The sequence below is a fragment of the Mesorhizobium sp. M1182 genome, from assembly GCF_040318335.1.
Lineage (GTDB): Bacteria > Pseudomonadota > Alphaproteobacteria > Rhizobiales > Rhizobiaceae > Mesorhizobium.
The window spans coordinates 118,076-129,821 of sequence record NZ_JAMYMD010000012.1 but is presented as its reverse complement, the minus strand read 5'-3'; the positions used below and the strand labels follow the sequence as shown (position 1 = coordinate 129,821).

General features: G+C 59.9%; 13 protein-coding genes. 6 read left to right on the top strand and 7 right to left on the bottom strand.

Features of this window, described 5'->3' with window-relative positions:
- Positions 1-416: 416 nt before the first annotated feature.
- The 7 genes from rpsT to NKH33_RS16895 all read right to left on the bottom strand — a co-directional run bounded on the left by rpsT (position 417) and on the right by NKH33_RS16895 (position 5,939).
- Entirely contained in the window at positions 417-683 is a 267-nt protein-coding gene (rpsT, locus tag NKH33_RS16925) for a 30S ribosomal protein S20 (RefSeq protein ID WP_023676922.1), read from the bottom strand.
- Positions 684-843: 160 nt separating this feature from the next.
- Positions 844-1,617, bottom strand: coding sequence for an enoyl-CoA hydratase (locus NKH33_RS16920; RefSeq protein WP_023719544.1), 774 nt, complete (start codon positions 1,615-1,617; stop codon positions 844-846).
- A gap of 24 nt (positions 1,618-1,641) precedes the next feature.
- Positions 1,642-2,532 carry a bifunctional DNA-formamidopyrimidine glycosylase/DNA-(apurinic or apyrimidinic site) lyase gene (gene mutM / locus NKH33_RS16915; RefSeq protein WP_352920669.1) on the bottom strand — a complete coding sequence of 297 codons (891 nt, stop codon included), beginning with the start codon at positions 2,530-2,532 and terminating at the stop codon, positions 1,642-1,644.
- Complete coding sequence (locus tag NKH33_RS16910; protein ID WP_352685693.1) at positions 2,525-3,766, bottom strand: phosphopentomutase; 1,242 nt, start codon at positions 3,764-3,766, stop codon at positions 2,525-2,527. Before NKH33_RS16910 ends, mutM begins: the two co-directional genes overlap by 8 nt.
- A 387-nt stretch (positions 3,767-4,153) precedes the next feature.
- Complete coding sequence (locus NKH33_RS16905; protein ID WP_023676926.1) at positions 4,154-4,774, bottom strand: TadE/TadG family type IV pilus assembly protein; 621 nt, start codon at positions 4,772-4,774, stop codon at positions 4,154-4,156.
- A gap of 30 nt (positions 4,775-4,804) precedes the next feature.
- The gene (locus NKH33_RS16900) at positions 4,805-5,365 is read right to left on the bottom strand and encodes a TadE/TadG family type IV pilus assembly protein (RefSeq protein WP_352541276.1); all 561 of its coding nucleotides are present in this window, start codon (positions 5,363-5,365) and stop codon (positions 4,805-4,807) included.
- 151 nt (positions 5,366-5,516) lie between these two features.
- The gene (locus tag NKH33_RS16895; RefSeq protein ID WP_352613897.1) at positions 5,517-5,939 is read right to left on the bottom strand and encodes a pilus assembly protein N-terminal domain-containing protein; all 423 of its coding nucleotides are present in this window, start codon (positions 5,937-5,939) and stop codon (positions 5,517-5,519) included.
- 342 nt (positions 5,940-6,281) lie between these two features.
- On the opposite strand from NKH33_RS16895, the gene NKH33_RS16890 reads away from it, so the two are divergent.
- The 6 genes from NKH33_RS16890 (at position 6,282) to NKH33_RS16865 (ending at position 11,736) form a co-directional block, all read left to right on the top strand.
- Positions 6,282-6,452: a Flp family type IVb pilin gene (locus tag NKH33_RS16890; protein ID WP_023676929.1), complete on the top strand. Its 171-nt coding sequence runs from the start codon at positions 6,282-6,284 to the stop codon at positions 6,450-6,452.
- A gap of 149 nt (positions 6,453-6,601) precedes the next feature.
- On the top strand, positions 6,602-7,120 hold the full coding sequence (locus tag NKH33_RS16885; protein ID WP_352541278.1) for an A24 family peptidase: 519 nt from the start codon (positions 6,602-6,604) through the stop codon (positions 7,118-7,120).
- Between the two features lie 189 nt (positions 7,121-7,309).
- The gene (gene cpaB / locus NKH33_RS16880; protein ID WP_023676931.1) at positions 7,310-8,125 is read left to right on the top strand and encodes a Flp pilus assembly protein CpaB; all 816 of its coding nucleotides are present in this window, start codon (positions 7,310-7,312) and stop codon (positions 8,123-8,125) included.
- Positions 8,122-9,648: a type II and III secretion system protein family protein gene (locus NKH33_RS16875; protein ID WP_352920667.1), complete on the top strand. Its 1,527-nt coding sequence runs from the start codon at positions 8,122-8,124 to the stop codon at positions 9,646-9,648. The genes cpaB and NKH33_RS16875 overlap by 4 nt, the downstream gene beginning before the upstream one ends.
- 14 nt (positions 9,649-9,662) lie before the next feature.
- Complete coding sequence (locus NKH33_RS16870) at positions 9,663-10,397, top strand: CpaD family pilus assembly protein (protein WP_352541279.1); 735 nt, start codon at positions 9,663-9,665, stop codon at positions 10,395-10,397.
- A 55-nt stretch (positions 10,398-10,452) separates the two neighbouring features.
- Complete coding sequence (locus NKH33_RS16865) at positions 10,453-11,736, top strand: CpaE/TadZ family protein (RefSeq protein ID WP_352621909.1); 1,284 nt, start codon at positions 10,453-10,455, stop codon at positions 11,734-11,736.
- The last annotated feature ends 10 nt before the right edge of the window (positions 11,737-11,746 follow it).

Genomic DNA, 11,746 nt, shown 5'->3' with positions numbered 1-11,746 from the left:
ACTAGCAAGGGACGTTTCGAACGCCATGCCGCAACAGTTGATTTTGACAAAGCCATTGTGATTCAAACCCTTTTCCGGCGAATGTGAAAAAGGCCACACAACGCGAAATTTTCTGAAATAATTCACTTGACAGCCAATTGCCGCCTATCGGCCACAGCCGATGTGAACAAGCTGTGGATCACCATCGGTAAGCCTCTGAAAAAAAACAGTAATCTGTGACGCTCGGAAATTTTCGCATTGACGGTTTCGAAGGCTGCGAATATCAGCGGGTATGTATACGCCGGCAAAGCATTTCGAACTTTGAAGTGCACCCGGAGCGCCATTTTGCGGGCTTTCTTTTAAGTACTTGCCGGCAAACGAAAAAAACCCGGCGCGATTGGCCGGGTTTGAAGAAGCGCAGTTCAGGAAAAGATATATTAGGCCGACAGCACCTTGACCCGTTGGGCCAGCCGCGACACCTTGCGCGATGCCGTGTTCTTGTGCACCACGCCCTTGGTCGCGGCGCGCATCAATTCCGGCTCGGCCACCTTGAAGGCAGCCTGTGCGGCCGCCTTATCGCCGGCCGCGAGCGCCTCTTCGACCTGGCGGATGTAGGTCCGGACGCGGGAGCGGCGGTTCTTGTTGATCGCTGCGCGACGGGCGATCTTGCGCGTTGCCTTTTTGGCCGAGGAGGTATTGGCCATGGTGCCTCTCTTCTGATCTGGTGGGCGCTTGCGGGATACCGCAGGGCGCAAAAAACAAACGGGCAGCCACAGGGCCGCCTCGGTTGGTGCGGCTTATAGTTCAGCTTTTCCGGCGCGTCAACGCTGCAGCGCTTTCTTTTTGACCGGCGCCTTCGTCATCTCATCGGTTCGTGAAATTCGGCTTCCGCTTGCCGGTGAAGGCCGCCATGCCTTCCTTCTGGTCATCCAGCGCAAACAGCGAATGAAACAGCCGGCGCTCGAACCGCAGACCCTCGGTGAGCGTCGTCTCATAGGCGCGGTTGACGGCCTCCTTTGCCATCATCACCGACGGCAAGGAAAAACCAGCGATCTTGGCCGCTGCCTTAAGCGCTTCCTCGATCAACTCGCCGGCTGGCACCACGCGCGAGACAAGGCCGGAACGCTCGGCCTCGGCTGCGTCCATCATTCGACCCGTCAGGCACATATCCATCGCCTTCGACTTGCCGACAAAGCGGGTCAGGCGCTGCGATCCGCCCATGCCGGGCATGACGCCCAGCGTGATCTCGGGTTGGCCAAACTTGGCGGTGTCGGCGGCGATGATGAAGTCGCACATCATCGCCAGTTCGCAGCCGCCCCCCAGTGCATAGCCCGCCACCGCCGCGATGATCGGCTTTCGTGCCCGCGTAAATTCTTCCCAGCCGACGAAGAAATCCTGCAGATAGGCATCCACATAGGAGATGGACTGCATTTCCTTGATATCGGCACCTGCCGCGAAAGCCTTTTCCGAACCAGTGATGACCATGGCGCCGATGTCGGCATTGGCGCCCATGCTATTCACCGACGCGACCAGTTCCGCCAGCACTTGTGAATTCAGCGCGTTGAGCGCCTGCGGCCGGTTCAGCGTAATCAGCCCGACCTTGCCGCGGGTTTCGACGATGATGGTTTCATAGCCCATGCTTTGCTCCTCCTCGCTTCTTGTTCAAGCCTGACAGGCCCGGCAGTGGAAAGTCGAACGACCGCTTTGCACGATACGCTCGATGTGGCCGCCACAACCAGGCTTGGAGCAGGCTTCCCCCTCGCGATCGTAAACCGCGAAGGAATGCTGGAAGTAGCCCAGTGATCCATCGGTCTTCATATGATCGCGCAACGACGAGCCGCCGGCGGCGATCGCATCGGCGACGACCGAGCGGATTGCTTCGGCCAGGCGTTCGCTCTGCTCTTTGGCTTTCTTGCCGGCTCTCGCGAGGGTGCCCGCTTCGCGCAGCGGCGACAGGCCGGCCCGCCAAAGCGCTTCCGAGACGTAGATATTGCCTAGCCCGGCAATCAGCCTCTGGTCCAGAAGTGCCGCTTTCAGCGGTGACTTGCGACCTTTCAGCAACGAAGCGAGCAGCGCGCCGTCCAGTGCGTTGCCTGTAGGCTCGACGCCTAATCCCGCCAGCATCGGATGCATGTCGGGCTCGCCTTCCGAAAACAGCATGAACCCGAAGCGGCGCGGGTCGTTGAAGATCACGCGAGAGCGGACGCCGGCAGGGGATGCGATGTCGAAGACGACGTGATCGTGAGCAGTGTTTTTCGAGCGTTCGTGGTGGAACACGCCGGGCGTTGCGCTCTCGTCGGCCGTTTCGATGCGAAACGAACCCGACATGCCGAGATGGCAGATCAGAACCGGGCCGTTGTCCATGTGCATTGTCAGATATTTGGCACGGCGGCCGAGCGCCGCAATCGTCTTGCCGGTCAGCCGCTCCGGAAATCTCTCGGGGAACGGAAACCGCAAATCCGGCCGGCGTGCCTCGACACCGACAATGCGGGCACCTTCAAGGGCCGGCTGCAGACCGCGCCTGACTGTCTCTACCTCCGGCAGCTCAGGCATGGCCACCTATCGTGGCATGGAAGGAGGTGCCGTGACGGCCGCGCGCCAGCCCGAGATGTTCGGCCACGGTTTCGCCGATGTCGGCAAATGTTGTCCTCAGTCCGATGTCTGCGCCTTTGAAACCCGGCCGTGTCCCGATAATCGGAATACGCTCGCGCGTGTGGTCGGTGCCGCGCCACGTCGGATCATTGCCGTGATCGGCGGTCAAGATGAGCAGATCGCCTGGCCTCAGCCGTGCGAATGCCTCGGGCAGGCGCCGGTCGAAAGCTTCGAGTGCGGCGGCATATCCCGCAACGTCGCGCCGATGCCCGAACTCGGTGTCGAAGTCGACAAAGTTTGCGAAGACGAGGTCGCCGTCGCGGGCGTCTTCCATGGCACCAAGCGTTTTGTCGAACATCGCCATGTTGCCGGCAGCCTTGCGGACTTCCGAGATCCCCCGATGGGCGAAAATGTCGCCGATCTTGCCGATCGCGATAACCCGGCTGCCGCGCGCCGTCAGCCGGTCGAGCAGCGTCGGTTCCGGTGGCGGTACGGCATAGTCGCGACGATTATGCGTTCGCTCGAACGTGGCGGCGGTTTCACCGATAAACGGCCGAGCGATGACGCGGCCGATATTCAGCGGATCGACGAGCCTGCGCACCACTTTGCAGAACTCGTAAAGCCGTTCCAGGCCGAAATGAACCTCATGCGCGGCGATCTGCAGGACGGAGTCGATCGAAGTGTAGCAGATCGGCTTGCCGGTGCGGATATGGTCTTCGCCGAACCGTTCGATAATCTCGGTGCCCGGAGCATGGCAATTGCCGAGGATGCCAGGCACCTTCCCTTCACGCACCATTGCTTCGGTCAACTCGGCCGGAAAGGCAGGAATCTTGTCTGGGAAGTAACCCCAGTCGAAACGGACCGGCAGGCCGGCTATTTCCCAATGGCCCGATGGCGTATCCTTGCCGCTCGAAACCTCTTGGGCCGCGCCGTGAAAGGCGGCGGCAAGCGGTGCACTGCCGGCATTCTCAAACCTGAAACCCGTTGCCGTTGCCGCGGCCTGGCCGAGACCGAGCGCGAGCATGTTTGGTACAAGAAGGGGTCCGGCACGCAGGCCTTCGCGGTCGGCGCGGCCTTCTGCGCAGGCCCGCGCGATGTGTGCGAACGTATTGGAGCCGGTGTCGCCATAACGTTCGGCATCGGCCGCGCCGCCGATGCCGAAGGAGTCGAGGACAAAAAGGAAGGCGCGTGCCATCGAAAGGTTCATCATTGCCTGTGTGTTGGCTCAGACATAGGGTTCCGCGCCGCCATTGGCAATTCGGAAACCCAAACAGCACGGCTTGGCGTGCTGGTCCCGGAGAGACGAATCGCGGCATGGTCGATCTGCGGATGGAAATGCGCGGCGCGGAGCTCGCATGAGGCTTGCCCTGACAGCATTCGCCGACGTACTGGCTTTGCTGCTGGATGCGTCTTGCACAAACCTGGCGCGAGCCGGTGGCGCGATATTATCGGAACGTTCCGTATCGGTATCGTCGTCGAACCGTTGCCGGTCCGAGGGATGTGCTGGCTGCAGCCATAGTGCGTCTAGTCTCGGCCCGCGGTCGCAAGCAATAGCAACAGACCGGTTAGCGGGCTTCAGGCGTCAGCAATCGCTGCACGGAATGGTCGGGCTCCTGCGCGGCCGCAGATAATATGTTTCCGCCATCGATATCGAATTGAAGACCGAGCTCAACCCGAACCGGCTTTGGCCGTCCGCCGACCAGGTGATGATTGGCTTGTAGGCGAGATCGCTTTCGACCCGGATGAGGAACGTGCCTTTGATCTTGAGCGCGCTCGGGACCGTTGTGGTGGAATCCTTGACAGCGTCGACGCTAGAGACGCCATCGACCAGTTTGCGCGACCACACGACCAGGACTTTCGGCGTCGTCTCGTTGGTCACCTGTATCGCCGTGATAATGATCTTCGGTTTCGAGCGGTTGTAGGGCTGGAGCGTGGAACTGCCGATCGCCATGATGGCATCGACATCGGCCGCCTTGACGGTCTGCTGCTGCGTGACGAGGTCCGCTACCATGCTGCCGATGCGGCTGACCTTCTTGCTGGTCTCGATGGCTTGCGAGGCCTCCATTGTCATAAAGTACATGATCAACAGGACAGGCACGATGAGGGCAAACTCGACAGCCGCAATACCGCGGCGGTCCGAGCAAAGCCGGACTGCTCTTGTACAAATCCCTGCGATGCCCAGCTGTGCCCCCGCACGAATCATGGCTTTGCCCTTTTCAAGCGACTACGTGGTTCAGTTGTCGAACGGCTCGTTCTGCCAAGTGATCGAAGCAAAATGCAGCGTTTTGCCGTCCTTCAGGTTGGCCATCGATTTGGCCATGAAGTCGGTCATCACCGGCCATTTGTAAAAAACACGCAGCATGTTTCTCGACTCCGCCAGGCCAGGTGCGACGGTGAAGGTCTGTGTGCTCGTGCCTTTGGTCAGCACGACGTCGCCATCCTGGATCTTGAAACCGGCCAGCGCCGCATCGGCGAAGGTCGGATATTCGCGCAAGTCCACCAGCAATCCGGGACAGGTCTTCGCGACCATGATCTCCAATTTGGTGCAGATCATATCCCGCAGCTTGGTGCCGGACACATCGGTCGGTCTTAATTGGCCGGTACGCAGCTGGCGCGCGATGTCGTCGGTTGCGTTTGCCATCACTTCCTGTGCGGCAAAAGAAATGCAGCTCTCCAGGATGGCGAAGACAAGAAGCGCGAAAGGAATTGCAAGCATGGCGAATTCGATCGCCGTGCTTCCGCGGCGGTCGCCCAAAAACCGTCTTGGAGAGCCTGCTCGTCCTGCCTTGCTCATGTCCGCTGCCCGCCGATGCCGCTTCTGTATCGGTCCACCCTTAGTCGGAACCGATTGAAGTCCGGTTGGAATGACCGTTAAATTCAACGGGAAGGCCTTAACCCGGCGATAACCGAAGCACGTTCCCGCCAAAGACGGAGACGTCGGCTAGCTAATGCACGGCGCTCATTTCGGCTTCAGAGGCCTTCTCGGCATCGCTCTTATACGAGCTTTCGCAATATGGCGCGCAGGACATGGTCTGTACTTCGGAACGCCGATAGATGCGCACCGACGACGCTGCCTGGCGCACGACGGTTATTTGCTCATCGACGATCGGATTGCCCTGCTGGTCGAGGACGACGAGATTGGTGACGCCAAATCCCTTGCCGGTCAGTACGATCGTCGATGCGTCCTGCACGGAGGCGTCGGCGATCGCCGGATTGCCGACGACAATCGTATCGGCGGCGCGCGACAATTTGATGATCTTTGCCTGGTTCATCGTCACCTCGATGCCGGCGCCGGCCTTGGCTGGAAAGGCGAAAGCCGCTGCGGCAAAAAGCACGGCAACTGGAAATGATGATCTCGGCCCGGCCATTGAGGCGCCCCCTGGCAAACTGTTCAACGGAACATGAACGAGATTGGTGAACCAACCGTTAAGCGGCTGGAATTCAGGATCAAGCCGGAACCGGCATTGGGCCTAGCCGGCACGGCTGAAACGTCTTTGCCGAATTGCGCCTGTTGCGCCTTTTGTCGGCCGAGGCCCTGGCGGCGGGTATTTTAGTTCTGGGTTAACCACGCAATGTCGTCGAAGCGGGAAAGGAATCGGTAAGCCTGTTTATTAAGCCGATTGAAACAGCTTCTCCTTAGATTCGCAGTATCCGATCAGCCACCAAGAGAAGTTGACGGAAGTGCTGTAACAATTGGAGTAGGAGCTCGAATGTCTAACCTCATCGCACGTTTTGTGAAGGACGAATCCGGCGCGACCGCTATCGAATACGGTCTGATCGCCGCTCTTATCGCACTCGCCATCATGGTCGGCGCCGGCCAGCTCGGCAACTCGCTGAACGCCAAGTTCACCGCCATCTCCACTAAGGTGAACGGTAGCTGACCGTAACGGGTTCGGTTGTTCTGAAATAAGGGCCGCCGCACTGGCGGCCCTTATTTAGTCCTGGTATGAATTGAAATTTGCGCCTCATCAGTCGTTAGTCGAATAGGATTGGGTTGGGGGCCAGATGCAATTGGGTCATAGGCGCGCCGATGCTTGAAGCCGTGATCTTCGTCGTATTTCCGTTCTGCATGCTTTTTGCCGCGATCTCCGACATGCTTTCGATGACGATCGCCAATCGCGTGCCGGTGTTGCTTGTGGTCGTCTTCGCCTTGGTTGCGCCTTTGACCGGTATGGACTGGGCCACCTATGGCTGGCATTTCGCCGCCGCCGGCCTGGTTCTCGCGGTGACGTTCGGCCTGTTCGCGCTGGGCGGCATGGGCGGCGGCGACGCCAAGCTTCTGGCTGCCACTGCCATGTGGATGGGACTGAACATCCATCTCATCGAATACCTCGTCGCCTCGACATTCATCGGCGGCCTGCTGACGCTAGCCATCCTCGCCTATCGAAAATCGCCGCTTGCCGCCGTCACAAGCCATAATCCGTTCCTGCGCCATTTCGCCGATGAGGCGACCGGCGTTCCGTACGGCATCGCGCTTGGCATTGGCGGTCTGCTCACCTATTCCGACTCGCCATTGATGGCCTGGGGACTTACCAGGCTGGCGGGCTGAAGTTCACTTTACGCGGTTGGCGCCGAGCAGGCGAGTTGGCCACGTTTTCCTTCGGGCCGGGCTTGTCGATCCAATTTATATAAACGTTAAATTAATCACGATCGTAAGTATAACATTAACCTTGTTTTGACGATTGCCGCTGCAAAGTCCCGCTTGGCTACGTGGTTTGCCAAGGCGAGGTTCGGACAGATGCCAGCATCCCGATTGATTATTCTGAGCGTGGCGATAGCCGCGGCCGGTGGTGCAGGCTATGTCGCGAAGAACATGGTCGTGGCTCCGCCGCCTCCGGTTGTCGATTCCGGTCCTCAGGCGCCGGCGATCGCGCTGCAGGATGTGCTTGTTCTTTCCGGCGACGTTCCGATGGGCAGTCCGCTTGAAAACAACATTTCCTGGGAGTCATGGCCGTCCGCAGGCATCAACGCAAATTTCATCACCCGCGCCGCCGAGCCTGAAGCGCTGGACAAGCTGAAGGGCGCCGTCGCTCGCGTGGCGCTCTACGCCGGCGAGCCGCTGCGGCGCTCGAAGCTGATCGGTGAAGGGCAAAGCTTCATGTCGTCGATCCTGCCCTCCGGCATGCGGGCCGTTGCCACAAGCATCTCGGCCGACACCTCGGCCGGTGGCTTTATTCTTCCCAACGATTTCGTCGACGTCATCATGACCCGCAGAGCCGATCCCGCCAACGGCGGTGGTCCGGGCTTCACGACCGAAACTATCCTGAAGAACATTCGCGTCCTGGCGATCGACCAGACCATTCAGGAGGACGAGGAAGGTAAGAAGACCAGGGTTGGCCAGACCGCCACCCTGGAACTGACGCCGCAGCAGTCCGAGATCATCACCGTCGCACAGCAGATGGCGGATCGCCTGACATTGGCGCTGCGCTCGATCAAGGACAGTCAGGACAAGAATGTGGGCGAAGCCGATTACCTGGTTTCCGGCAATGGCCGGCGCGGAACCGTGCGGTTGATCAAGTCGGGCGAAGTTTCCGAAGTGGGGGCAAGGAAATGAGGCTAAAGACCAAACTGCCGCCCATCCTGGCTGCGGCGATCGGCCTGTTTCTCCTTGGAACGAGTGCATATGGCATTGTCGATGCCAATGCGGCAGGCAATGCCAGGGTGACGGCTTCGACCGCCACCCAGCGGGTTAAGCTCGGACTGAACAAGTCGGTGGTCATCGACCTCCCGAGCGATGCCTACGACATTCTCGTCGCCAACCCCGCTGTAGCCGACGCGGTGACCCGCACCGCCAGGCGCATCTATCTGTTTGGAAAGGCGGTCGGCGAGACAAATATCTTCGTCTTTGGCCCGAATGGCGAGCAGATCGTCAGCCTTGACCTAGCGGTCGAACGTGACGTCGCCGGGCTGGAGGATTATATCAAGCGCTTCATCCCGTCATCGGAGGTCAAGGTCGAGTTGCTGAACGACAACGTCGTCCTGACCGGAACCGTGGACACTCCTCTGGACGCCAAGCGCGCGGCCGATCTGGCAACTATTTTCGTGTCCGGCGGCGAGGCAACCACGGGTCAATATTCGCAGACCGCTGCCGGCGGTTCGGCTGAAGCCGGCGTCGCGATCGATAACCCGGATGCCGAGCGCCGCGTCAGCAAGATCGTCAACCTGCTGCAGATCATCGGCGACGACCAGGTGACGCTGAAGGTGACGGTCGCGGAAGTCAGCCGCTCGGTGATGAAGCAGCTCGGCGTCAACATGGTGGGCAACGGCAGCAGCAACGGCATCAGCTGGGGCGCGGTAAGCGACAATTTCACTGGTTTGGGCAAGTCGCTGTCGAACTCGGGCCTCTCTATCGGGAGCTCGACGCTGCAGGCCTACATCAATGCCATGGAACAGTCCGGTGTCATGAAAACCCTCGCCGAACCAACATTGACGGCCGTATCCGGCGAGAAGGCGACCTTCAAGGTTGGCGGCGAATACAACATGGTGACCAGCGTTTCCCAAGCCGTATCAAACGATAACCAGACCGGTCTGAAGACGTATTCGGTCGAGAAGATCGAATACGGCATTGGCCTGGAATTCCAGCCTGTGGTGCTGTCTCCCGGCCGTATCAGCCTGAAAGTCAGAACCTCGGTTTCCGAGCCGACAACGGAGGGATCTGTGTCTTTGTCCGAAGGCGTAACGAGCCCGGGCATGAATGCCCTGTCGCTCCGCAAGCGCTTGGCCGACACAACAGTGGAACTGCCTTCGGGCGGCTCGATGATGATTGCCGGCCTTGTCCGCGATGATCTCAGGCAAGCTGTCAACGGCTTGCCCGGTCTGACAAAGATTCCAGTGCTTGGCGCGCTGTTCCGCAGTAGGGATTTCGTTCGCAACGAGACCGAGCTCGTCATCATCATTACGCCCTATCTGGTGAAGCCGGTGGCGCGCAACGATCTTGCCAAGCCGGATGACAATTTCAACGCCGCCAGCGATGGCGCCGGCATTTTCCTTGGCCGCGTCAACCGTGTCTACGGCACCATGCAGACCGACAAGCCCAACGGCCGTTACCACGGCGTTGTCGGCTTTATCTACAAGTAAGCGGGGAAGCGGTCATGTCTAAGGCAACATCGAAGGCACGGGCGATCACCGCGACGCGGTCAGTCCATTCGCGAATCTGGCGGCCGGCCGTTCCCATTATGGCGATCGCGATGGCGGCATTGCTGGCCGGCTGCGCCAATCGCGACAGCGTCACGGTGGGTGCCATACCGGACGATTATCGCACCACCCATCCGATCGTCATAGCCGAGAAGGTACAGAAGATCGACCTTCCGGTCGGCGCCGGCGACCGTGGCATGACCAGATCCCAACGTGACACGCTCCTGGGCTTCCTGGACGGATACGACAGGAGCGCGGCTCCGGTGCTGACGATCGAGATTCCGAGCGGCTCAGCCAACGAAATCGCAGCGGCCGCGGCCGGCCGCGATTTCGCCAGGCTGGCCATAGCCAGCGGCATCAGCCGGAAGCGGATCGACATGCGGTCCTATCAGTCTGTTTCGGCCGAAGCGTCTGCACCGGTTCGTGTTGCCTACGTCTCGGTGAAGGCTCAGACGGATAAATGCGGGCGCTGGCCCGAAGACCTGCTGCAGACTTCGGAAAACAAGCACTATGCCGATTTCGGCTGTTCGTATCAGAACAACCTGGCTGCCCAGATGGCCAATCCGTCCGATCTGATCGGGCCACGCAAGCCGACGCCGATCGACGCGGAAAATCGCGGCGCGGTGATCGACGTCTATCGTGACAGAGGTATTTCGGACGAATTCCTCGGCAATTCGGAAGTCGAATATTAACGAGTGTTGAGGCTCAACAAACCCTAAGCCGCGCAAGTCACGGAAAGTGATGACAATGAGCAATCTTGCCTATGACACAGAGGTACCGGGCGGCGAAACCTCGGAGCAGGATATTGCCGCGATGCAGGCGTTGCGGCCGATCCCGCGCATTTCGATCCAGGCATTTTGCGAGACCGAAGGCGTAGCCAATCCGGTCGAGCGCGCCGGCGAGGATCGCCGCATGGCCAAGGCCCATTTGAAGGTGCATATGGGGGGCATCCCCACCGCTATCGAATTCTATCAGTCGGCGCCGACGCCGAACCTGATCCTGCTTGAATCGCGCAGCGAGCCGAAGCTGTTGCTGGAACAACTCGCCCAGCTCTCCGAGCATTGCGACCCGACCTCCAAGGTGGTGGTTGTCGGCCACTACAACGATGTCGGCCTGTATCGCGAACTCATCCGTTCGGGCATTTCCGAGTATGTCATCGCGCCCGTATCGATGGCCGACATAGTCAGCGTGGTGTCTTCGATCTTCGTTGATCCGGAAGCTGAGCCGATCGGCCGCTCGATTGCCTTCATCGGCGCCAAAGGCGGCGTCGGCTCCTCGACCATAGCCCATAATGTGGCCTGGGCCATGTCGTCCCTTTTCAAATCCGAAGTGGTTGTCGCCGATCTCGACCTCGCCTTCGGAACGGCCAATATCAATTTCGACCAGGATCCGGCGCAAGGCATTGCCGAGGCAGTCTTCTCGCCGGAACGCGTCGACGAGGTCTATCTCGACCGGCTGCTCGCCCAATGCGCCGAGCACCTGTCGCTGCTTGCGGCCCCTTCGACCCTGGAGCGGGTCTACGATTTCGATCCCGACGCCTTCACCCAGCTTATCGACATAGCCCAGCGTAGCGCGCCGCTCCTCGTGCTCGATGTTCCCCACGTGTGGGCCGGCTGGACCAAGAACACGCTGGTCAAGGCCGACGAGATCGTCATCACGGCGACGCCCGAACTTGCCAATCTGCGCAACACGAAGAACCTGGTCGACATGCTGAAGCGGCTTCGTCCGAACGACCCCGCGCCAAAGCTTGTGATCAACCAGGCCGGTGTGCCGAAACGTCCTGAGATTACGCCGTCCGACTTCTCCGAATCGCTCGGCCTTTCGCCGATGTCGGTCATCCCGTTCGAGCCGCTTTTGTTCGGAAATGCTGCCAACAACGGACGTATGCTCGGTGAGATGGATGCCAAGAGTCCGGTTGTCGCCACGATCAACGAGATCGCCCATGTGCTGACAGGGCGCAGCGAAATCAAGGTGAAGAAAAAGGCTGGCCTCGGCAATCTGATCGGCAAGCTTTCGCGCAACAAGAAGTGATGCCTCAGCG